Genomic DNA, 23,339 nt, shown 5'->3' on the forward strand with positions numbered 1-23,339 from the left:
ATTTTCGTCTTTTTTATTCAATAAATGACATTTATCCGGTAAATTTAAACTCAAATCAAGAAACTTTTATAAGTATGCGCTACGTGTTTTTCGTTATTTTAAGCTGTTTACCTGTGTTTTTGAAGGCTCAAACTGCCACTAATCCACCCACAAAACCACCATATTTACAGTATCCGATCATACCAGCTTTCCCGCTTACGCTTGCCGATGGCCATTCTATCACTAAGAACGACCTCAAGCGGAATGAGAAAACCATGCTGTTTGTGTTCAGCGTAGATTGTGATCACTGTAAGCACCTGACGGAAGAAGTCCTGAAAAACATCAGCAAGTTCAAAAAAACACAAATCCTCATGGTTACCCCTTTTAAGGTGGAACAAATGAAGGAATATTACGATCAGTATAAAATTAAAGACTACCCAAACATCATTATGGCCAGCGAACCTACCCGGCAGATCATGTATTTTTATGACCTCCATTACTTCCCTGGTTTATACATATATGACAAGAAACAACAGTTTGTAAAGGGTTTTGAAGGAACAGCCAAGGTAGATTCTTTGCTGTTTTATCTGAATAAATAATCCTTGTGAAAATGTGTCTGCCCGGCCGGTTATTCTAAAGCCGAATCATTACATTTGTTTAATCACAATCATTCTTCACTTTTAAAGCTATAGACAAAATGAAAGTTACAGTAGTAGGAGCCGGGAATGTAGGCGCAACGTGTGCCAACGTACTGGCCCACAAAGATTTTCTGCAGGAGGTGGTTTTATTGGATATTAAGGAAGGAACGGCTGAAGGTAAGGCCCTGGACACATGGCAACAGGCTCCCATTGATTATTACAGTACCAAAATTACCGGGGTGACCAGTGATTACACCAAAACAGCGAACAGCGACGTGGTAGTCATCACTTCAGGACTTCCCCGCAAACCTGGAATGAGCAGAGATGACCTGATTTCTACCAATGCCAATATTGTAAAATCGGTTACTGAAAATATTACCAAACATTCTCCGGATGCCATCATCATTATTGTGAGCAACCCGCTGGATGTAATGACTTATTGCAGTTACCTCACTGCCAAAAAAGACAGCAGTAAAGTATTCGGCATGGCCGGCATACTGGATACTGCCCGTTACCGCGCTTTCCTGGCAGAGGAAATAGGCTGTTCTCCGAAAGATATACAGGCGATACTCATGGGTGGCCACGGTGATACCATGGTGCCTTTGCCACGCTATACAACCGTAGGCGGTATCCCGGTAACAGAACTGGTAGCCCAGGATAAACTGGAAGCCATTATTCAGCGTACTAAAGTAGGTGGCGGTGAAATCGTAAACCTGCTGGGTACTTCCGCCTGGTATGCTCCCGGTGCTGCTGCCGCTCAAATGGTAGAAGCGATCGTGAAAAATGAAAAACGTATTTTCCCTGTATGCGCCTGGTTATCCGGTCAGTACGGTCTGAAAGATATTTACCTGGGTGTTCCTGTTGTACTGGGTAAAAACGGTATAGAAAAAATCATTGAACTGCAGCTCAATGATGCTGAAAAAGCATTACTCAATACCTCTGCCCAACATGTAAAAGAAGTGATGGACGTACTGGATAATATGCAGTCGGCTACCGCATAAACGAACTTTTTTTTACACAGGATGATCCTGATTTTATACAATACCATTTAAAAGATTAGCGGAGACCGATGTGGATTTTTCCCATCTATCTCCGCTAATCTTTTCTCATCTTCCAAAATCAAATAAAAAACAGTCATCCGGAACAAGACAAGATCCCCGGTTTCTGTTTTTATTCGTAATTTTACCCCGGCCCTTTAAGCGGCTAAAGCAGTATAAATGAAACACTTCCAAATCGTTTCATCAAATTTGGTTTAACTCTCAATGTATGTCTAACCTGGAAAAACTGATTACGCAGAAAACTTTTGAAAATGAAAATCAGCGGGGCCTGATCAGCCTTATTTTTGTTGGTAACTGGATAACGTCCCGTCATCAGCAATTCTTTAAGCAATACGGTATTACCATGCAGCAGTATAACATACTGCGCATACTCCGCGGCCAACATCCCAAAGCCGCTAATATCAATGTGCTGAAAGAAAGAATGCTGGACAAAATGAGCGATGTATCCCGCCTCGTGGAAAGGCTCCGGAAAGCCGACCTCATAGAACGTAAAAGCAGTGAAATGGACAGGCGTGCGGTAGACGTTCGTATCAATGACAAAGGGCTCCAACTGCTCGCAGATATCGATGTCGAAATTGCGCAGCTGGACAATACCCTTAAATCATTAAACGACAAAGAAGTCATACAACTGAATAAGCTGCTGGACAAAATGCTGGATAGCTATCACTAAATTTCTTCCAGGTAGTTCAGATCTTTACCAAACGTTTCTTCTACTTTCCAGGCAGTAATCAATGCAATACCAATGCAGATAACCGCCACAATAGCCCCACTCTGCAAGTAAGAAAAATAGTTGTTCACTTTTATAAACAGAAAAGATATTAATGGAAGCATCCCCCGGGCAAAATTAGGAACCGTAGTAGCCACGGTAGCCCGCAGATTGGTACCAAAACTTTCTGCAGCTATGGTCACAAAAATAGCCCAGAAACCTACACTGAAACCAAGTATAAAACATACGGTATAAAACACCCAGGTTTCCACTCCATGCAGGTTTAAATATACAGTCACCATCACCCCTGTTAATACCAGGAATAATAACATGACCTTGCGGCGGCTTCGCCATACCTGGCTGAGAAAGCCTGTGGTGAAGTCGCCCAATACCAGTCCTGCATAGCAAAATGCCACGGCATCCCCCGGACTGATAGCACCCTTTACATTCATCACGGTAGCAAACTTATTGGAAAACGCAATGAGTATACCCACCACAAACCAGGTAGGAGTGCCCAGCAGCATACATTTCAGGTATTTAATAAAACGCTCCTTATTGGTAAACAACGCCATAAAACTCCCCCTGGAGGCAGCAGATGCCCTTACCGCATTAAACATATGCGACTCCATCACACTTACCCGCAACACCAGCAAAGCCAGGCCCAGTCCACCTCCTATAAAATAACAAATGCGCCAGTCGCCCACCAGTTTGGCAATCAAGTTGGCAGCTACCGCGCCGGAAACACCTACAGTAGCCACTATCATGGTACCGTATCCTCTTTTTTCTTTGGGTAGTATTTCTGATACCAGGGTAATACCTGCGCCCAGCTCCCCTGCCAAGCCAAAGCCGGCAACAAAGCGCCAAAGCATGTATCCATTGATACTATGCACAAAACCATTGGCAATATTTGCAACAGAATAAATCAGGATGGATCCAAACAATACACTCAAACGACCTTTTTTATCTCCAATAATACCCCAGAAAATACCGCCTACGAGCAGACCAATCATCTGGATATTAATCAGTAACATACCTGCACCTGCGTCAATTTCACTCTGGGGCAATCCCAGTGATTTTAAACTCGGTACTCTCACAATAGTAAACAGCAAAAGATCGTAGATGTCCACGAAATAGCCCAGTGAAGCCACTATCACGGCTATATTGAAAATAGAAACAGGACGATTGTCGGTTTTCATTTTAGTTTGGTTGACGATAATAATAACGGGAATAAATAAAAAAAAAGGGCCTTTTTCAAGGCCCTTTTAAAGATATAAAAAATTATAATGGAGAATCTGTTTTTTCTGTTGTTTCCTTGTGTTCTTCGTGTACATGCTGATGTTTCACTTTCCCGAAAATCACTTTAATCAATACCGGTAAAGTAGTGATCAATACTATTACCAGGATGATCAGCTCCAGGTGATCTTTCAGATTAGGGAACAATTTGTCCAGGTAATGACCTGCCAGCATCATGGAAAATACCCAGGCGAAAGATCCGATGATATTAAAGAACATAAATTTTCTTGCTTCCATCCCCACAATACCCGCTACTATAGGGGCAAAGGTGCGGATGATAGGCAGAAAGCGGGCAAAGAAAATAGCGCCGCCGCCATACTTTACAAAAAACTCATGGGCCTGATGCAGGTGTTTCTTTTTGAAAAAGAAAGTGTCTTTCTTCTTAAATAATAATGGGCCGGATTTTTTACCAAACCAGAAACCTACCATATTACCCAGCACACCAGCGGTGGCTATAAGGAACATAATGACTACAAAGGGCAGATCAAAGAAGCTGCGGCAAAGGTCTTCGCTGTAGATACCTGCCACAAAGAGCAGGGAGTCTCCCGGCAGAAAGAAGCCAATGAATAAACCGGTTTCTGCGAAAATAATCGCCAGTAACAGGTAAAGGCCACCATGTTCAATAATCCACGAGGGATTAATGAGGTGTTTAAAAAACTCAATAATCTGGTCCATGCTAGTACGCTATTTCTATTTCTGAAGTGGTAAAATAAACATTAATCTGTTACGCATTTGTTAAGTTAGGCGTTAGTGGCATCTCCGGGCGTAAGTTTATTTTCCCATTTGGAAACAACGGCAGTAGCCATTGCATTCCCGATTACGTTGGTAGCGGAACGGCCCATATCCAGCAAATGATCTACCCCCAGCAACAGAATCAGGCCTGCTTCAGGGATGTGGAACATAGACAGGGTACCGGCAATTACAACCAGGGAAGCACGCGGTACACCCGCAATTCCTTTACTGGTAATCATTAATACCAATAACATCGTAATCTGCTGATCAATGCTCAGGTGCATACCGTATGCCTGGGCAATAAATAAACTGGCAAAGGTCATATACATCATAGAGCCATCCAGGTTAAAGGAGTAGCCCAGGGGTAATACAAAACTAACAATGCGGCTATCACAGCCAAATTTTTCCAGTTCTTCCATGGTACGTGGGTAAGCAGCCTCACTGCTGGCCGTACCAAATGCCAGTAACAGCGGATCTTTGATCAAACCCAGCAGGCGGAACACGGATTTACCGAGTATCAGCCATCCCACAAAAGCAATGACTACCCATAAACTGAATAGTCCGAGGTAAAACTGTAATATGAACTTACCATAAGTAACCAGTACAATGGGGCCTTTTAAAGCAATGATACCTGCCATGGCGCCAAATACGGCGAAAGGGGCAAAATTCATAACAAAGCCAGTTACTTTCAGCATGATATACGCCACGCTATCCAGGAACTTTACTACCGGCATTGCTTTTTCACCAAGCGCAGCAGCGGCCACACCAAAGAAAATAGCAAATACCACGATCTGCAATATTTCATTGTGCGCCATTGCATTTACCACACTATCGGGTACCACATGCTGAAAGAAGCCTTTCAGCGTCATATCTGCCTTGGCAATACCGGAAGACAGATGTTCGTCCGGTAAAGGTAACTGCAGGGATAAGCCTGGCTTCATCAGGTTTACCAGGATTAAACCCAGGAACAATGATACAAAGGTTGCACTGATAAACCACAGCATGGTTTTACCACCAATACGTCCCACCGCTTTTATATCTCCCAGCTTGGCCACCCCTACCACCAGGGTAGAGAATACCAGTGGGGCTATGATCATTTTAACGAGGCGCAGGAAGATATCTGTGAGGATGGAAATATTATCAGCGAAGATCTGCGGGATGTCTTTAGTTCCTGWGGGAGCAGGAGCTGCATTGCCATAAGCCAGGAATACGCCGCAGCCGGTACCTATTCCGATTACCATAGCAATGAATATATATAAGGTAAGCAGATTCGATGATTTCTTCATGCAGAGCGAAAATTTATCTTGTAATAATTAAAAGTTGTAACCAGAAAATTTCCCAAAAATAAGGTTAAGCAGCTAAACATGCGCTTTAGCGGGTAAAATAAAAGTATCTGTTTTTGATTTTAGATATTATATTTGGCGATCGACAACAACAACATAACTAAACTACCTTAAAACATCAACCACAATACGACTGCGTATGAGCAAACTCTTTGCTAAAAAACAAATGTCTGTTTTAATGGCCGAAGCTGGAGAATCCGAAAAGGGTCTGAAAAGGACGCTTGGAGCTGGTTCCCTGGTGGCCCTTGGGATCGGTGCTATTATTGGTGCCGGACTCTTTGTTAGAACAGCCGCAGCTGCCGGGCAACATGCCGGCCCTGCTGTTACTATCTCCTTTATTATTGCCGCTATAGGCTGTGCGCTGGCAGGTTTATGCTACGCCGAATTTGCTTCCATGATCCCTATCGCCGGAAGCGCCTATACTTATTCCTACGCCACACTGGGAGAATTTGTTGCCTGGATTATTGGTTGGGACCTGGTGCTGGAATACGCGCTGGGAGCTGCAACCGTAGCTATTGGATGGTCACAATACCTCAATAAACTACTGGCGACCGTCTTTCATGTCACGATACCCTATCAATGGTGTCATAGTCCTTTTGAGACTTCTGACGCAGGCATACAGGGTATCATGAACGTGCCTTCACTGTTTATCCTGCTGGCCCTCACTTTACTGCTGATCAGAGGTACCCAGAGCTCTGCTATTGTTAACAACATTATCGTAATTACCAAAGTAGCGATCGTATTGTTATTCATTTTCCTGGGATGGAAATATATCAATCCTGCCAACCATACACCATTTACCATTCCTGCTACTGCCGGTACGGTAAAAATGCACAATGGTCAGATCGTTGACTATTCCCACTTCTGGAATCACGGATGGGCAGGGGTCCTAAGGGGTGCCGGCGTGGTGTTCTTTGCTTTCATCGGGTTTGATGCGGTATCTACTGCAGCCCAGGAAACAAAGAATCCTAAAAGGAATATGCCTATCGGTATCCTGGTGTCACTGGCGATTTGTACAATACTGTATATCCTGTTTTCCTTTGTGCTCACAGGTATCGCGCCTTTCACCGACTTCCTGAAAGCAGGTGGTGAAGCATCTGTTGCTTATGCAATTGATACTTATATGCCTGGTTATGGCTGGCTGTCTACCTTTATCACCGTGGCTATTCTGGCAGGGTTCTCCTCCGTTATCCTGGTGATGTTGCTGGGTCAAACAAGGGTATTCTACTCTATGAGTAACGATGGTCTGGTGCCTTCAGTATTTGCAAAACTGCATCCTAAATACCGTACGCCTTACCGCTCACAGTGGATGTTCTTCGTATTTGTATCCCTGTTTGCTGCTTTTATTCCAGATAACGTGGTAGGTGAAATGACCAGTATCGGTACTTTGTTTGCCTTTGTGCTGGTATGTGTGGGCATCATCGTGATGCGTAAGAGCAATCCTGATTTACCAAGGGCCTTTAAAACACCTTGGGTACCGGTTGTTCCAATCCTGGGAGCGCTGATCTGTCTTACCATGATCGTCAGTCTTGGTTTTGAAAACTGGGCTCGTTTGTTTGTATGGCTGGGTATTGGCTTTATCATTTACTTCCGTTACAGCGTGAAGCATAGTAAAGCCCGTAAGGCGCTGGAAGATAATAAATAGTCTTTTTTAGATATAGTCATTCCATCAAAGCGGAGAACAAAGCGAAGTAATCAATCATTCGTTTTGTTCTCCGCTTTCGTTAAATCCCTAAATCCCGCTACGCCTAAATCTGAAAATCCTTATTTTTGCGTTCTGTTTTTACAAGTAACTATAATTATATACCACCAAAATGGGAAGAATATTTGAAGTAAGAAAATCGACCATGTTTGCCCGCTGGGATAAGATGGCGAAAGYATTTTCAAGAATAGGAAAGGAAATAGCCATAGCTGTAAAGGCTTCCGGCCCTGATCCGGACAACAACCCTGCGCTCCGTCGTTGCATACTCAATGCAAAGAGTGTGAACATGCCCAAAGACCGTGTAGATGCTGCCATCAAGCGTGCTATGGGTAAAGACAAGACTGATTACGAAGAAGTTGTGTATGAAGGCTATGCTCCTCACGGCGTGGCAGTGATTATTGATACGGCTACTGACAATACTACCCGTACCGTGGCTAACCTGCGCATGCACTTCACCAAAGGTGGAGGTAGTTTGGGTAACAGCGGATCCGTAGGATTTCTGTTTAACCGCGTAGGTGAGTTCAAAATAAAGAATAAAGGACAGGATCTGGAAGAGCTGGAACTGGAGTTGATAGATTTTGGTTTGGAAGAAGTAGGGGAAGATAGCGAAGGCAATATTATTATCCGTGCTGCATTCAGTGAATTCGGCAATATGGCGAAAGCCCTGGATGATAAAGGCATTGAAGTGATCAGCTCAGAGCTGAAACGTATCCCGGCTACTACCGTGGAGTTGAATGATGAGCAGGCGAAAGAAGTACTGGAACTGGTGGATCGTTTGGAGCAGGATGATGATGTGCAGGCAGTTTTCTATAATCTGAAATAAATGAGTGGTCACGTAAAGTGGCCACTATAGCATATAAAAAAAGAACGTCCGCCTATACAGCGGACGTTTTTTTCATTGGATACGGTTAACTTTCTAAACCAAAAACAGCTAAACTTTAGCGATGGTGTGTGAACGGTCCAGGTCATCCGCTATAAACATCAGTCCTTTGCCATGGTAGGTTTCAAGTTTTACGGCAGGGTCTTGTGCTATATGTTTACGGAGACGTGTCAGGTAGACGTCCATCACACGTGATGCGAAGAAATCGTCCTGTCCCCAGATGCAGGCCAGGATGTCATCTTTCTTCAGTTTTTTGTTAGAGTTCTCACACAGAAAGCGAAGCAATTCCGCTTCTTTTGGGGCCATACGAACATGGGAATCGGCGGATTTATGCCTAATATGATATTGAGAATAATCAAATACAAGGTTGCTGATGGTATATACAATACGACGCTCGCTCTTAAGGAGACGGCTACGTTTCATRTACACTTCCACCCGGCATAATAATTCCTGCATGTTAAAGGGCTTCACGATATAATCATCTGCCCCGGACTCAAAGCCTTGCAGCCTGTCCTGTTCCATATAGCGGGAAGAAGTAAAGATGATGGGCACGTTAACATCCATGGAGCGGATATCTTCTGCCAGTGCAAAGCCATCTTTCTTTGGCATTACGACATCAAGTAAACAGAGATCAAAAACATGTTTTTGAAATTTCTCCCAGCCTTCCTGGCCGTTTTCACAAAGGGTAACATTATAACCGGCGCGTTCCAGTTGTCTTTTTACCACCTTGGCAAAAAAGATATCGTCCTCCGCCAAAAGAATGCTTGGTTGCATGTACGTTGGTTTTAAAGCGAGTAAATATGAGATTTTAGTTGTAGATACCTTAATGAGCGTATCCGGTACGTTTATTCAAAAATAAATAACATAATTATAACCCTGTTCATTCATCCCTATTCATTCTGAATAGGGCGTTCATTTTAACCATTGTGGGTCATCGTATACCCCAGGAGTTATCATTTTCGGTTTAGTGCACGCTACATTACTAATAACATATTTATTCGCCTGGCGGGGTATGGCTAGTTGATAATATTTTGAGGAGTTCCTTCAAGGAAGGCTTTTACATTTTCAACAGCAGTATGCATCAATCTTTTTCTGGCTGCCTGCGTAGCCCAGGCAATATGGGGTGTGATAATCGTATTAGGTGCGGTAATTAATGGGTTGTTACCAGATGGTGGTTCTGAAGACAATACATCCAGTGCAGCTCCGGCTATAACGCCGTCTTCCAGCGCTTCCGCCAGATCTACCTCCCTGATCAACGGCCCGCGACTGGTATTCACCAGGAAAGCCGTTTTCTTCATGGTGCTTAACAACTCTGCATTTACAAACTCTTTATTGGCCGGATTCAACGGGCAATGCAGGGATACAATATCCGCCTGCTTAAAGCAGGTGGCCAGGTCCACAAAAGTAACACCCGGCATCTCATCTCTGTCAGGATGTTTATGATTAGCAATTACCTTCATCCCAAACGCTAGCGCAATACGCGCCACTGCCTGCCCTATCTGCCCTAATCCTACTATACCCAGCGTACTGCCGGATAATTCAATTAAAGGCGTTTTCCAATAGCTGAAATCAATACTCTTGCCCCACTCCCCTGCCCGCACACTATCTGCATGCAAACCGGTATGATGACATAATTCCAGTATCAACGCAAACGTCAACTGCGCCACGGAATCTGTACTATAAGCCGGTACATTGGTCACAGGAATATGCCGCTCACGGGCAGCCGCAATATCTACCACATTATATCCGGTAGCTGTTACGCCAATATATTCCAGGTGAGTGGCTTCCTGGATAGCGGTCGCATTAATAATGGCCTTGTTGGTTAATACAATATGCGCTTCCCTGATCCTGTCCGCTACCCCCGATTCGGGTGTACGGGCATATACCTTCACATTTCCCAATGCCTGTAAAGCTGCCCAGTTAAGATCTCCGGGATTCAACGTATTACCATCCAATACCACTATATTTTTCATGACCTTAGTTTAAGCAAAGCAAATTTTAAATTTATTCATATCCACAGGGGCTTCTTTATCATCAATATGATAAAACGGCTTATCTCCCATAAAACTGGCCCACATAGAAAAAGTACTGGGAGGGCCAATGATATAGTCACATTGCGACATGAGGTAATGATCTGTAATCACATTATTCCTCGAAACAATTACATTCTTAAAATGCTGATGATAAAGATCCTCATTAAGCACCGTATCATTTGAAAAGATGACCAGCTTACAATCCTTATTCAATGCACCTATCAGCTCCTGGAGCTTTTTAATATACACGGCATTATCATAATAATAAATACCATTCAGGTATTCTTTATAATCCCCTCTTCTGATATGCACAGCAATATTTAACTGACCTTCCGTTTTAACAAGATACTGCTTCGCCAGTTCTTCCTTATTCAACTTCGGATCAAATAAATGCTGATAGATTTTCCTGTACTTTCCGCCCACCATATCCTCATGTCTGAAAACCAGCCTTCACAATAAATTTTAGACCGATCTCTATCCAACATGAAGGCATTATACTCCGGCATCTTTTCAAGATCATCGAAATCAACCGACTTAATTATTTTAAATTTCAATCCTTTCTTGACAAGCTTCCGGGTTAGCCAATCCGCTAACCAGCTTCGTTTATGCTCATTAAGATTCGGATAATTCTTATAATATCGCCGCATAAAAGGATTCACGAATTTTATCTGATTCTCTCTGCAGAAGGCATCAAAATTAAGATGCTGAAAATAAATGTTACTCGTTTGTCCGTATGGCTGGGTCAAAATAACGGTCTTCTTACTACTCATTATATAGGATGATAAGTGTCAAAGATATCAAATAAAAATGTGGCTTCATTCACTTCTGATTATCCACTATATTTATGCTTTATACATTATATTCTATGCTGAAATTTATTTCAAAATCCCATGCCTCTGTAATGGATGCTGACTCCCTCGGAGATTTAATTGATAACCTCGATGCACGTATCAGTAGCCCCGTGCTGAATAACCTCGTAGATACACTGAACAAACATTATAGCAAGGTAAAATGCAGCGACCATAGAGATGCTGTAGTGACGGTGCAGGTAGACTATCTCGGTCTCGGTGAAAAACAGCTAATATTTAAAATGCTGGGATGTTGTTGTGATAAGTTTGAAGCAGAATTACAGGAAAGATTGGGAGAGATAAAGGTGAGGGAATAACTCTCTTTTTGCAGATTCTATCACAATTTACTTCATAAACGATAATTTAAACTTCACATACAGGAATGTTTAATTCACAAACGGTAAACCATGATAATCAATGCTTTTTTACACTATTTTAGATTTAAAATCATATCTAAAATGGAAAGAAAATTCATTGTTCAGGTAACCAGCGGTCACTACTCCGTGAAACAGAAATTACTTTTTTCTATTGAAGGCACAGAAACAGGTGGACAACATATTTTCAACACGTTGCCTGGCGTTAGTAAAAAACCTAAAAGCGAATATCAGTATGAACTGGTGTTTAGTTATGTGCAAAGTGATATATTGGGTTATAGGGAGAAGTACCTCCGGTCGGAGGCTGAGTTATTGGAGTGCATGGGCATGTTGCTATCTCACTAAAAAAAATTACTATTTTGCAAGACCAGTATTTCACAAAAACTAACACTCCGTTTATTTTAAATTCAGTCGGCATATGATGGTCTGTCCGGATATAGAAAATACAGAAGCCGGTATCATAGAAGATAACGAGGGCAAGCCCCATGCCCGGATTATAAAACTTTCCGGCGTGATGGGTAAAGAGGAAATTGCCTTATATCCTATCAACGAACAAACGGATGTTTCTTATCTCGGCATTATTCTACAAACTACCGCCGAATATAACATGGTACAGATATCCACGCTCTTCCACCGGACTCAACTACTGGCCGGAGATGAGATTATTTTTCATTTCGAAAATGAGCATACTACCAGACATCGCTTCCAGATAGAAGGCCATAGAATGGACGACAGGAAAGGCAATCTGTTTATGATTACAAACGAACAACTGCTGTACATCATAGAAAATCCGCTGCAGGGAATTGAGATAATAGATAACCATAACAGCATTAACACCTGCTACTATTTTGGGACGCTCCCCAATCAGCAATATAATACACGCGATGAGGGTAAAACACTTTTTCAAATCATGGCGCGAAGAATTGCCGGCGCGAAATTATTGATGATGGAAATATAAAGATGAGGTTGGTTTTGCACATCACATCGCCTACATGAAATAATCATTAACTCCGCTCCCACCCCTTCTTACATCCAAAAAATCCCCACACCTTTGCTGCGCCATAATAGCAACATACTACTAAGCCTACAAACTGCTTAATTTTAAAAGAGGCCATCATTTCAGCAGATAAATGCTGTTATGATGGCTTCGCCAATTCTGGTAATAACACCAGTAAAAAAGCCGGTTCCTTTATCAGAAACCGGCTTCGTATTATTTTAGCAGATGCTATTCCTGCATCATCTCCATTACTACTTTTACTACTTCTTCTGTGTTTGGTTTAGAGAAATAATCTCCATCAGAACCGTATGCCGGACGATGTGCCTGTGCACTCATGGTGCGTGGTGCTACATCCAGGAAGCGATAACCGCCCTGGGTTTCTATCACCTGCTGGAACATATAAGCGGTACCACCGCTCGGTACATCTTCATCAATAAAAAGGATGCGGTTGGTTTTCTTCAGTGACTCCACAATGCTGTAGTTAATATCGAAAGGCAGCAATGTCTGCACATCGATCAGTTCACAGGAAACGCCCACCTCGCTTAATGTTACCATGGCTTCTTCTACAATACGCGTCATAGAACCGTAGGTAACAATGGTTACGTCTGTTCCTTCGTGCAGTATTTCCGGGATGCCTAATGGTACCGTGTAAGATTCCAGGTTAGCAGGTAATTTTTCTTTTAAACGATAACCGTTTAAAGATTCTATTACGAGGGCTGGTTCATTTGCCTGCAGGAGTGTATTGTACATACCTGCTGCCTGCACCATGTTACGGGGCACACATACGTACATACCGCGGAGCGCGTTAATGATCATACCCATTGGAGAACCACTGTGCCAGATACCTTCCAGTCGGTGGCCACGGGTACGCACAATGATCGGGCAATGCATGATCCCTTTGGTGCGGTATTGCAGAGATGCCACATCATCGCTGAGTGGTTGTAAACCATACATCAGGTAGTCGAGATATTGTATTTCGGCAATCGGGCGAAGGCCACGTAATGCCATACCAATACCTTGTCCCATAATAGTGAGTTCGCGTATACCGGTGTCGGCTATACGATCTTTACCATGTTTCTGTTGCAAACCTGCGAAGCCCTGGTTTACGTCACCTATTTTACCAACATCTTCTCCGAAAGCAAATACTTTGGGGTTGTTGGTAATCAACTGATCAAAATATTTATTCAGTATTTCGTAGCCGTTCACTGTGATGCCGTCTGCTTCGTAGGCAGCCGGAACAACGGGAACATTCAGTGCAGAGTTTACACCGGTGGCATGTAAATAAGTATTGTAAGTATCTTTTTGTTCCTGCAGATAGGTATCATAAAACTGCTGCAATGCCTGAATGTTGGCATCTGATTTCAGATGCTTATGTTTCAGCAGGATGATAGCAGATGCTTTTAAAATATCCCGGCGAACTGGTTCGCGGTTGTTCTGCAGATCGCGGATAGCCAGGTTGATCATATTGGTATCGGCGCCAGTGGTGGTAGCCAGTGGAGTGGCCAGTGCAATAAACGACTGAACATGTTCCTTGATAGGTGATACATATTTATCCCAGGCGTTTTTGCGGGCTTCCTGTGCTTTTACTTTTGCTTCTGCTTCCACGGCAAGCAGTGCTTGCTCTTCACATAAAGCGTTTTCAATGATCCAGGAACGCATTTTAACGTTGCAGTCAAATTCTCTTTCCCAGGAAAGACGTTCCTTGCTTTTGTAACGTTCGTGAGAACCACTGGTAGAGTGACCTTGCGGCTGAGTAATCTCTTCTACATGAAACAGTGCAGGGATATGTGTTTCACGGATCTTGCGGATAGCCGCTTCAAACACTTCACACATGCCGGCATAATCCCAGCCCTTTACATTATAGATATCAAAACCGTTGGAATCTTCCGTTTTACGGAATCCTTCCAGGGCGGCGCTGATAGAATTTTTCGTTGTCTGGTATTTACGGGGTACGGAAATGCCATAACCATCGTCCCATACAAATACGGCCAGAGGTACCTGCAGTACACCCGCAGCATTCATGGTTTCCCAGAAATGCCCTTCAGACGTAGAGGCGTCGCCGATAGTAGCGAAACATATTTCACTACCGTTGTTAGAGAGCCCTTTATATTGATGTAATCCTTCTACTTCACGGAACATTTTGGAGGCATACGCCAATCCCAGCGCACGGGGCATCTGGCCGGCTGTAGGCGCCATATCCGCAGCCGAGTTTTTCATTTCGGTCAGATTGAGCCAGTTGCCGTCCTTACCAAGGTTGGGGGTAGCAAAATGGGAATTCATCTGACGGCCACCTGAAAAAGGATCGTTTTCCAGATCAGGATCTGCATATAGCTGCGAAAAAAATTGTTCGGGAGTTGCGATACCTGTAGCAAATGCAACAGTTTGGTCGCGATAATAACCGGAACGGAAGTCCCCTGGCTGAAAGTATTTTGACATTGCTATCTGCGCCACTTCCTTTCCATCTCCAAAAATGCCAAACTTTGCCTTACCTGTAAGCACTTCCTTACGGGCCAGCAGACTAATTTCCCTGCTATCACAGGCCAACCTGTAATCATTTAGCACTTCCTTACGGAACTCTTCGAATGATAACCGGCTTTCTAAATTCATAGCTAGTTCGTTATTTTCTATCATGCCTCATGGTTAAAGTACAAAAGTAAGGTTAATTATACAGTAGAAAAACGAACGTAAACCTACATTTAAAATAATCTGATTTTTTTTAATAAGAATTTAATAAATTGTAAGGTTTGTAATGCTTTTTGGCCGTAAATTTGTTCTAGCCAAGAAAGATATCAATATTTTTTAACCGGTCGCTTTAAAACCATCATATGAAAATGAAAAAGTTTATCTTATCCCTGTTTGCGAGCATGCTGCTGACTACAGCGCTGTGGGCTCAGACCACACCGACACAGAGCACTCCCGATACTAAAGTAAAATTTGTGAAAGAAACGGTAGATTTTGGCAAAACTGAGTTAAACAAACCAGTAACCGCTGATTTCGAATTTACCAACATTTCCAAAGAACCAATTCTGATTGAAGCTGCCCGCGCAAGTTGCGGTTGCACTACTCCTAAATGGACACAGGAGCCTATTCTGCCTGGTAAAAAAGGTAAAGTTACCGCGACATACAGCGCTAACGGTGTAGGTCAACAGAATAAAACCATCTGGGTTAAGTTCAGAGGCGTGGATCAGGATAAAGAATTGCACCTGACAGGTACAGTTGGTTCCAACAACAAGTAATACTCCACACTTAAACATACTAAGACCTTACAGCACAATGTGCTGTAAGGTTTTTTGTTGCCCATACGATCCCCTATCTTTGCACACCAAGAATCAAAACAATTTTATGCCTACCATTAGCCAGAGAGGTGAGCAAATGCCGCCGTCTCCCATTAGAAAGCTTGTCCCGTTCGCCGAAGCAGCCAAGAAAAGAGGTGTGAAGGTATTTCACCTGAACATCGGTCAGCCGGATATTGAAACACCAAAGCCTGTATTGGATGCGGTGCGTCATTCCGATTTCAAAATCCTGGAATACAGCCACAGCGCGGGCAATGAAAGTTACCGCCGTAAACTGGTTACCTATTATGAAAGATTCAACATCTCTCTTAATCATAACCAGATCATTGTAACTACTGGTGGTTCTGAAGCCATTGTATTTGCATTTATGGCCTGCCTGGATCCGGGAGATGAAGTAATCGTTCCGGAACCATTCTATGCCAACTACAATGGTTTTGCGGTAGAAGCAGAAGTAAAAATTAAAACAATCACGGCCAGTATTGAAACCGGCTTTGCGTTACCGGCGATGGCTGATTTTGAAAAAGCCATTACCCCACGGACCAAAGCGATCCTTATCTGTAACCCTAATAACCCTACCGGTTATTTATATAGTAAGGAAGAAATGGAAGTACTGAAGCAGTTGTGCCTTAAATATAACCTGTTCCTGTTTTCTGATGAGGCTTACCGTGAGTTTTGCTACACTGGTCAGCATTTCTCTGCCATGAATCTGGAAGGGATGGAAGATAATGTGATCCTGATGGATACCATTTCTAAAAGATACAGTGCCTGTGGCGGCCGTATAGGTGCTTTTGTCACCAAAAACCAGTCAGTACTGGATGCTACCATGAAGTTTGCCCAGGCCCGCCTGAGCCCTCCTTCCTTTGCACAGATCGCAGGTGAAGCAGCAGTAGACCTGCCGGCTGACTATTTTGACGGTATCAAAGCGGAATACCTGAGTCGCAGAGATATCCTGGTGAAGATGCTGAACGAAATTCCGGGCGTATACTGTCCAAATCCGGGTGGTGCCTTTTATGCCATGGCCAGATTACCTATCGATGATTCCGATAAATTCTGTCAGTGGATGCTGGAATCCTTCAATTATGAGGGCCAGACCGTGATGATGGCGCCGGCTACCGGATTTTATGCGACGCCTGGACTGGGTAAAAATGAAGTTCGCCTGGCTTATGTATTAAATACAACAGACATTAGTCATGCAATGGTCTGCCTGGAAAAAGCACTGGAGGTATACCCAGGTAGAATTTCCAAATAATTTTTCCCAGCGAGGTGAGATGTAAGATTCAATAAAATAAACATGAAACATATTATAAATAATTTAATGTTTGTTTTTTTATAGAAAATGCAATTATTTAACATCAAGTGCTTGGAATTTTCATGTTTTGTTTCGTATATTTGATACATAAATAACAACAACGACAAAAAAAATCAAATTATAAAAATATTTACAGATACGATGGACAGCAAAATCTAAACTTGTTTAAGAAAAATTTAACCTGCTTTATTTCTTAGACTGTTTATTTGGTCCGACCTTTGAATCGTTATACAAAGAAGAATTATCACTCTTCTGTAAAACTCAAAGATTAACTAAAACGTTTTAGCAAAATATCGTATTTTTGTATCAGTTTTTCATAACGTGGAATTTATAAAGGCAAACGGCTCTGATCACAGAGCCGTATTTTTTTGCCCTTTTCGTTCGTTTCTTCCAAAAAACAGGCAAAATCTCCATTTGCTTTATAAATAATCTGAAAATATTCGCTTTCTCGTTTACCTTTTTTCTATAATATTGTTATGTAATAAAACGGGCGGAAAAACTAACACCATGTGTTATCGTTATTTCGTTTGTTTTCATAACGTGGAATTTTAAAATGCAACGGTCCCGATTCCTCGGGACCGTCCATTTTTTACGGACACATAAGATGATAAAAGCGAATGACCGAAGCGGATATTATAATCGCTTCGGTCATTCGCTTTAAATAGTTGTATGCTTTTTCGCTTTACGCTTTATTCGCTTTGATCATCTCAAAAAAGTCATCAAACAGGTAACGGCTATCGAACGGACCAGGTGTTGATTCCGGATGATACTGTACACTGAATGCTGGTTTATTTTTGATACGGATACCTTCTACAGAATTATCATTCAGGTTGATGTGGGTAATTTCCACATTTTCGCTGGCTGCTACTGCGGCAGGATCTACGGCAAAACCATGGTTCTGGGTGGTAATTTCGCAAAGACCTGTTTTCAGGTTCTTTACCGGATGGTTTAATCCGCGGTGACCATGGTGCATTTTGTAAGTAGGAATACCATTGGCCAGTGCCAGCAGCTGATGACCCAGGCAGATACCAAACATTGGTCTTTCTGCAGCCAGGATCTGCTTTACCGTTTCCACTGCATAGGTCAGCGGAGCCGGATCGCCGGGACCATTGGAAATAAAGTAGGCATGCGGTTTAAATTCTTCGCATACTTCGAAAGTAGTGTCGGTAGGATATACCTGCAGGTAAGCTCCTTTATCAGACAGGCATTTCAGCATATTTCTTTTCACCCCGTTGTCCAGTACCGCAATACGGATTTCCGCTGCCGGATCACCTACATTGTATACTTCTGGAGTGGTTACTTCCTTGCACAAAGCCAGACCTTCCATAGAAGGAACCTTAGCCAATTCAGCTTTCAGCTGCTCTATGTCCAGAACGGAAGAAGAAATGATGCAGTTCATAGCACCTTTGCTGCGGATATGGGAAACGAGCGCACGGGTATCTACATCATAAATGGCAACCAGCTCATTATCGGTCAGGAACTTTTCCAGCGACTCATCGGCCATCTTCCTGGAATAGTTATACGCGATATTTTTAGCGATCAAACCATTGATCTTAACACTGCTGCTCTCTACGTCTTCCTTTTTGGTGCCGTAGTTCCCGATGTAGCAGTTGTTCATTATAAGTACCTGTCCTTTATAAGAAGGGTCCGTAAACACTTCCTGGTAACCCGTCATACCGGTATTGAAAGCTAATTCACCGGCAGCAGTGCCAATTTTCCCAAAAGCTTTTCCCTGAAAAACCGTACCGTCGTCTAACAGCAGTATGGCAGGTTGGATGGTTCTTGTCTGAGGCATTTCTGGTATCTGTCTTGTTTTATATTTTAAAAAAAACCTTCAAGGGTACAAAAAGCCCTGAAGGTTCGGATAAAAAACCGTGCAAAGGTATGAAATGCAACAGTTAATTGCAGATTTTTTTTGCCAGAAATATAGATGTTACTTAATTTTTACAGACTTCAGTATTCTCTGAGCCACCTGGTGGCCCACCTGGTCATCATCCCGGTAGTTGATCTGTATCTGCCAACGACTGCTGCCTTTAATCATTACCAGGTTACAGAAGGCCAAACGGATACCTCCTTTATATAAATAATTGCCTTCTTCCAAAATACCTTTCATACCGGAAATGAGTACCGGCACTGACTTACAGTCCATTTCACTGGCAGTTTCGCTTAATTCCATACTGCTATGCGAGGCTGCCACGGCGGCTTCCAGGTCGTTTGCCACATTACCCTGGTAGCTGAACATATTCACGGCTATGCGAATTCCTCCTCCATCTTCATTTCTATAGCTCTTGGCGTATTCTATCACTTTAGCTTCTTCTCCTTCCAATGGCTGGTCATGCACCCATAACTTCACAGGCGTACTTATTTCCAGGGCCTGCCGGCCTATGGTGGCTGTTTGCCAGCTATTATACAGGGAACTGGCCGGCACCTTCGGATATATAAAAGTAAACATGGCCCTTTTACCGAATAATGTACCGGTAACGGCAATCAATACAATGAAAAGAGAAAAAAACAGGATCACTTTTCCCCTGTTAGTCGGCTGGGCTTGTTTTTTCATCCAGCTGAGCAGGACATTTGTTTTATCTGCTTTCAGGGAGATGCCCACCTGCTGTGAATACTCTGAAAAGGAGGCCATGGGATACATTTTCCGCCAATCGGCAAAAGTCTGCGGCAACTTTTTACCACAGTCATCACAGAAAGTGAGGTATTCGGATTTCAGTGGATTGGCATGTCCACAACTATCACAGTTCAGGTATTTCATAGGAATATCATTAAGTGCAACAAGTGTAATATTACGAAATATATTTATTTATTATCCGGAGATTTATTTTTTGGAACAAGTCATATAGGTTGGTCCATTTATCACAGGAGCGCTTCCGCTGAAAATTTCCTGTTTCCCGCTCATAAATAACCCAGGCCAATTATTGGGCTATTCATAAAAAAGTAGCAAATTTGAACCGGATGAGTCACTGAGATCCACACGCAGTAATAAGCGCCGGATTCGTCGCTGAAGGCTAACACGTATATGGGGAATTATAAACTACTAAGTGATGATGAATTACTTCTTTTAATAAAGAAAGGAGAAGTACATGCATTCAACGAAGTATATTTCCGGTATTTTACTACGCTTTACCGCTACGCCTATAATATTCTCAGAAGTGAAGAAGAATGCAGTGATGCCATACAGGAAGTTTTTGTGTGGATATGCAAATATTCTGGCAGGATGAATTCAATGATACATTGCTGGACCTCAATAAATGGAACACTGTTTATTATTCCAATATCGACTTTCTGAAGAAAGATAATCTGCAGGCGATGCTGGGAGAAAGTCTGCCCGAAGCTGCCTACACATTCACGGGACATTCTATTCACCTGTTCACCAACGATTCCCTGCCGGCAAAAGCCTTTTACCCGGGCAATGGCAGAAAAATTTCCTCTATCCAGACGTATGACTGGAGAACCAATGAAAACAAGCTCGATAACAGCCGCGGAGGATACTTTGAGGTAAGGGTAAGGCGGAGTTATACCGGGCATCCCCAAGGGCTTAATACTGCCTTCTGGTTGGATTCTCCTGGTCCTGACCTGAAATATTACCTGCAGGAAGGAACTACCCTGGAAGGGACAACAGGTATAAGACCCAAGGGACAGGTGTTTGAAATCGATGTATTTGAAATACCTGGATGCCCAGTTTGCATTRCATGGACATGTTGATACCAATGGAAGATTTGTTCATAACTTGGCTACGCATATTGCGGAAGGCTTTATGCATGATAATAACTGGGTAGTGCATGGTATCCTCTGGACGCCCAATAGTATCAAACATTATATCAATGGTCAACTGATCAAAGCCTATACAAACAAACATCAGGTCTATTCTCCCAATCATTTCATGAATATGTTCCTGGGAAATTATGGTGGTGGCGGATCTGTAGATATGGAAGTGAATTATATCAGGGGTTACCAATGGCCATTGACGGGTAATAATGAATTGCCTAATCCAGGATTTGAAGCCAATAAAAATCTGCTTCCCTGGGAAGGTACTGCTACCTTATCTGCCGATATAAAACGGAGTGGTAAACAGGCGTTGTTACTGGCGCCAGGTCAGGAAATAGAGCAGTATGTTTATCTGAATAACAATGAGCCTTATCAACTGGCTTATTGGGAAAACGGCCGTGGTGAGTTGTATGCGTCCATCGAAAATGTGAAACTGGTAACAGGAGATCTGGAGAAGATAGCGGAGCAAACGACTGGGAGCAGCACCTCATTTGCACATAAAACGTTGGGCTTCCGTACAGGTAAAGAGTATGGAGATAATATGAAAACGGTACGTATTTACTTTAAAAATACGGGCAATAGCAATGTGGTGATCGATGATATCACTGTTACAAAAGGAAAATAGCAGTAACGTTATAAAACGGAAAGAGGGTGTCATTAATAATGACACCCTCTTTTTTCGTATCGTTGAAATAAGATTACTCAGCAGATTTTTCTTCTGTTGCAGTATCAGCAGCTTTAGTYTCAGTTGCTTCATCTGCTTTCTTCTTAGCACCACCGGCACGACGGGTTTTCTTAGCAGCTGCTTTTTCTTCTGATTTACCATAGATTTCGTTGAAATCTACCAGTTCAATCATTGCAACTTCCGCGTTATCCCCATGACGTTTACCCAGTTTAATGATACGGGTGTAACCACCAGGACGGGTAGCTATTTTCTCACTGATCGTGCTGAACAGTTCCTTGATAGCTTCTTTATCCTGCAGGTAGCTGAACACGATTCTACGATTGTGAGTAGTATCGCTTTTGCCTCTTGTCAGCAGCGGCTCAACGTACACGCGGAGGGCTTTCGCCTTTGCCAGTGTAGTGTTGATACGTTTGTGGCTGATCAGTTCGCAAGCCAGATTGGACATCAGGGCTTTACGATGAGAAGCAGTTCTGCTTAATTTGTTTAATTTAACTCCGTGACGCATGACATTTTTGTTTTGACCCTTACACCGTGTCAGGAATTGCAAGGTATTGTTTAGACATAGCTAATAGCAGTTAGCTAGTAGCCGATTGATATAAAAATTTTAGCCTTTGACCCTCTGCTTTGCAGCTAAGGATTAAAGGCTAAATACTTTTTACTATTCTTCTTCGAGTTTCAGTTTAGACAGATCCATACCAAAGTGCAGACCTCTTTCGCCTAATACCTGTTCAATTTCGCTGAGTGATTTCTGGCCGAAGTTTCTGAACTTCATCAGTTCTTCCTGTTCGTATTGTACCAGTTCGCTGAGGGAATTGATTTTAGCTGCTTTCAAACAGTTGAATGCACGTACGCTCAGATCGAGATCTTCGAGTGGTGTTTTCAGTATCTTACGCAGTTGCAGTGTTTGTTCGTCCACTACATCTTCTTTTTCAGTGTCTTTAGTATCAAAGCTGATGTTTTCATCAGTAATGATCATCAGGTGCTGAATCAGGATGCGGGAAGCTTGTTTTACTGCTTCTTCCGGGTGGATAGTACCGTCTGTGATCACCTCCATTACGAGTTTCTCATAGTCAGTTTTTTGCTCCACACGTGTATTTTCTATGCTGTACTTTACGTTTTTGATAGGCGTAAAGATAGAGTCGATCGCGATGTAGCCAAATATTGCATCTTTGGGTTTGTTTTCCTCAGCTGGAACATAACCACGGCCTTTACCGATAGTCAGTTCGATATCCAGCTTGGCAGAAGGATCCAAGGTGCAGATTAACAGCTCAGGGTTCATGATCTGGAAAGCGCTGGTGGCTTTTTCGATCATGTCTGCGCGGAATTCTGTTTTACCTTTGATCGACAGCGTGATCTTTTCGTTCGTTACATCACTCTCAGAGATCCTTTTGAAACGAACTTGTTTCAGATTCAGAATGATCTCAGTAACGTCTTCAGTAACACCTTTCAGTGTAGCGAACTCGTGATCTGCTCCTTCAATTTTAATACCCACAATGGCATAGCCCTCCAAAGAAGACAACAGTACGCGACGTAACGCATTACCGACTGTCACAGCATAACCTGGTTCTAATGGACGGAATTCGAATTGAGCTTCAAAGTCGGTAGACTTCTGCAATACGATCTTATCAGGTTTCTGGAAATTTAAAATTGCCATTGATGTGATAGATTTATTTGTTAAATATGAGGTTAGTCCAT

At 42.7% G+C, this 23,339-nt stretch carries 23 protein-coding genes; 12 read left to right on the plus strand and 11 right to left on the minus strand.

Features of this window, described 5'->3' with window-relative positions; all coding sequences use genetic code 11:
• Nucleotides 1-119: 119 nt before the first annotated feature.
• From AC1DP6_RS09995 to AC1DP6_RS10005, 3 genes are all read left to right on the plus strand, one after another.
• On the plus strand, nt 120-578 hold the full coding sequence (locus AC1DP6_RS09995; RefSeq protein WP_477054690.1) for a peroxiredoxin family protein: 459 nt from the start codon (nt 120-122) through the stop codon (nt 576-578).
• A gap of 98 nt (nt 579-676) precedes the next feature.
• Entirely contained in the window at nt 677-1,618 is a 942-nt protein-coding gene (mdh, locus tag AC1DP6_RS10000; RefSeq protein ID WP_477054691.1) for a malate dehydrogenase, read from the plus strand.
• A gap of 265 nt (nt 1,619-1,883) precedes the next feature.
• Entirely contained in the window at nt 1,884-2,345 is a 462-nt protein-coding gene (locus tag AC1DP6_RS10005; protein ID WP_477054692.1) for a MarR family winged helix-turn-helix transcriptional regulator, read from the plus strand.
• Here the strand turns inward: AC1DP6_RS10005 and AC1DP6_RS10010 are convergent.
• The 3 genes from AC1DP6_RS10010 to AC1DP6_RS10020 form a co-directional block, all read right to left on the minus strand.
• On the minus strand, nt 2,342-3,577 hold the full coding sequence (locus tag AC1DP6_RS10010) for an MFS transporter (RefSeq protein ID WP_477054693.1): 1,236 nt from the start codon (nt 3,575-3,577) through the stop codon (nt 2,342-2,344). The two genes, AC1DP6_RS10005 and AC1DP6_RS10010, sit on opposite strands and share 4 nt — an antisense overlap.
• Before the next feature lie 82 nt (nt 3,578-3,659).
• Nucleotides 3,660-4,349 (minus strand): DedA family protein, encoded by a 690-nt coding sequence (locus AC1DP6_RS10015; RefSeq protein WP_477054694.1) that lies wholly within the window; start codon nt 4,347-4,349, stop codon nt 3,660-3,662.
• A 65-nt stretch (nt 4,350-4,414) separates the two neighbouring features.
• Nucleotides 4,415-5,692: a dicarboxylate/amino acid:cation symporter gene (locus AC1DP6_RS10020; RefSeq protein WP_477054695.1), complete on the minus strand. Its 1,278-nt coding sequence runs from the start codon at nt 5,690-5,692 to the stop codon at nt 4,415-4,417.
• 196 nt (nt 5,693-5,888) lie between these two features.
• On the opposite strand from AC1DP6_RS10020, the gene AC1DP6_RS10025 reads away from it, so the two are divergent.
• Together AC1DP6_RS10025 and AC1DP6_RS10030 are read left to right on the plus strand one after the other, a co-directional pair.
• On the plus strand, nt 5,889-7,394 hold the full coding sequence (locus AC1DP6_RS10025) for an amino acid permease (protein ID WP_477054696.1): 1,506 nt from the start codon (nt 5,889-5,891) through the stop codon (nt 7,392-7,394).
• 169 nt (nt 7,395-7,563) lie between these two features.
• Nucleotides 7,564-8,274, plus strand: coding sequence for a YebC/PmpR family DNA-binding transcriptional regulator (locus AC1DP6_RS10030; protein ID WP_477054697.1), 711 nt, complete (start codon nt 7,564-7,566; stop codon nt 8,272-8,274).
• Between the two features lie 108 nt (nt 8,275-8,382).
• Here the strand turns inward: AC1DP6_RS10030 and AC1DP6_RS10035 are convergent, their stop codons facing one another.
• The 3 genes from AC1DP6_RS10035 to AC1DP6_RS10045 form a co-directional block, all read right to left on the minus strand.
• On the minus strand, nt 8,383-9,105 hold the full coding sequence (locus AC1DP6_RS10035; RefSeq protein WP_441572589.1) for a response regulator transcription factor: 723 nt from the start codon (nt 9,103-9,105) through the stop codon (nt 8,383-8,385).
• Nucleotides 9,106-9,347: 242 nt separating this feature from the next.
• Nucleotides 9,348-10,304 (minus strand): D-2-hydroxyacid dehydrogenase, encoded by a 957-nt coding sequence (locus AC1DP6_RS10040; protein WP_477054698.1) that lies wholly within the window; start codon nt 10,302-10,304, stop codon nt 9,348-9,350.
• 9 nt (nt 10,305-10,313) lie between these two features.
• On the minus strand, nt 10,314-10,790 hold the full coding sequence (locus tag AC1DP6_RS10045; RefSeq protein WP_477054699.1) for an alpha-1,2-fucosyltransferase: 477 nt from the start codon (nt 10,788-10,790) through the stop codon (nt 10,314-10,316).
• 439 nt (nt 10,791-11,229) lie between these two features.
• Between AC1DP6_RS10045 and AC1DP6_RS10050 the strand changes: the two genes are divergently transcribed.
• The 3 genes from AC1DP6_RS10050 to AC1DP6_RS10060 all read left to right on the plus strand — a co-directional run bounded on the left by AC1DP6_RS10050 (nt 11,230) and on the right by AC1DP6_RS10060 (nt 12,544).
• Nucleotides 11,230-11,529, plus strand: a complete 300-nt coding sequence (locus tag AC1DP6_RS10050; RefSeq protein ID WP_477054700.1) for a hypothetical protein — start codon at nt 11,230-11,232, stop codon at nt 11,527-11,529.
• Between the two features lie 141 nt (nt 11,530-11,670).
• Nucleotides 11,671-11,931 (plus strand): hypothetical protein, encoded by a 261-nt coding sequence (locus AC1DP6_RS10055; RefSeq protein WP_477054701.1) that lies wholly within the window; start codon nt 11,671-11,673, stop codon nt 11,929-11,931.
• 73 nt (nt 11,932-12,004) lie between these two features.
• Nucleotides 12,005-12,544 carry a hypothetical protein gene (locus tag AC1DP6_RS10060; RefSeq protein WP_477054702.1) on the plus strand — a complete coding sequence of 180 codons (540 nt, stop codon included), beginning with the start codon at nt 12,005-12,007 and terminating at the stop codon, nt 12,542-12,544.
• A gap of 267 nt (nt 12,545-12,811) precedes the next feature.
• Here the strand turns inward: AC1DP6_RS10060 and AC1DP6_RS10065 are convergent, their stop codons facing one another.
• Nucleotides 12,812-15,190 carry an alpha-ketoacid dehydrogenase subunit alpha/beta gene (locus AC1DP6_RS10065; RefSeq protein ID WP_477054703.1) on the minus strand — a complete coding sequence of 793 codons (2,379 nt, stop codon included), beginning with the start codon at nt 15,188-15,190 and terminating at the stop codon, nt 12,812-12,814.
• 224 nt (nt 15,191-15,414) lie between these two features.
• On the opposite strand from AC1DP6_RS10065, the gene AC1DP6_RS10070 reads away from it, so the two are divergent.
• Complete coding sequence (locus AC1DP6_RS10070; protein WP_441572595.1) at nt 15,415-15,819, plus strand: DUF1573 domain-containing protein; 405 nt, start codon at nt 15,415-15,417, stop codon at nt 15,817-15,819.
• A 106-nt stretch (nt 15,820-15,925) separates the two neighbouring features.
• Nucleotides 15,926-17,125, plus strand: a complete 1,200-nt coding sequence (locus AC1DP6_RS10075; RefSeq protein WP_477054704.1) for a pyridoxal phosphate-dependent aminotransferase — start codon at nt 15,926-15,928, stop codon at nt 17,123-17,125.
• Nucleotides 17,126-17,867: 742 nt separating this feature from the next.
• On the opposite strand, the gene carA is transcribed toward AC1DP6_RS10075, so the two are convergent.
• Nucleotides 17,868-18,980, minus strand: a complete 1,113-nt coding sequence (carA, locus tag AC1DP6_RS10080; RefSeq protein WP_477054705.1) for a glutamine-hydrolyzing carbamoyl-phosphate synthase small subunit — start codon at nt 18,978-18,980, stop codon at nt 17,868-17,870.
• Between the two features lie 138 nt (nt 18,981-19,118).
• Nucleotides 19,119-19,946 (minus strand): hypothetical protein, encoded by an 828-nt coding sequence (locus AC1DP6_RS10085; protein ID WP_477054706.1) that lies wholly within the window; start codon nt 19,944-19,946, stop codon nt 19,119-19,121.
• 443 nt (nt 19,947-20,389) lie between these two features.
• On the opposite strand from AC1DP6_RS10085, the gene AC1DP6_RS10090 reads away from it, so the two are divergent.
• Both AC1DP6_RS10090 and AC1DP6_RS10095 read left to right on the plus strand, forming a co-directional pair.
• Nucleotides 20,390-20,896: a hypothetical protein gene (locus AC1DP6_RS10090; RefSeq protein ID WP_477054707.1), complete on the plus strand. Its 507-nt coding sequence runs from the start codon at nt 20,390-20,392 to the stop codon at nt 20,894-20,896.
• A complete protein-coding gene (locus AC1DP6_RS10095; protein ID WP_477054708.1) occupies nt 20,853-21,584 on the plus strand; it encodes a family 16 glycosylhydrolase in 732 nt (243 codons plus the stop codon). The genes AC1DP6_RS10090 and AC1DP6_RS10095 overlap by 44 nt, the downstream gene beginning before the upstream one ends.
• A gap of 73 nt (nt 21,585-21,657) precedes the next feature.
• Here AC1DP6_RS10095 and rplQ read toward each other — a convergent pair whose 3' ends face one another.
• On the minus strand, nt 21,658-22,149 hold the full coding sequence (gene rplQ, locus AC1DP6_RS10100) for a 50S ribosomal protein L17 (protein ID WP_133808663.1): 492 nt from the start codon (nt 22,147-22,149) through the stop codon (nt 21,658-21,660).
• A 153-nt stretch (nt 22,150-22,302) separates the two neighbouring features.
• Nucleotides 22,303-23,298 (minus strand): DNA-directed RNA polymerase subunit alpha, encoded by a 996-nt coding sequence (locus AC1DP6_RS10105; RefSeq protein ID WP_331969494.1) that lies wholly within the window; start codon nt 23,296-23,298, stop codon nt 22,303-22,305.
• Nucleotides 23,299-23,339: the final 41 nt, after the last annotated feature.

The organism is Chitinophaga sp. 01L420 (assembly GCF_056399985.1).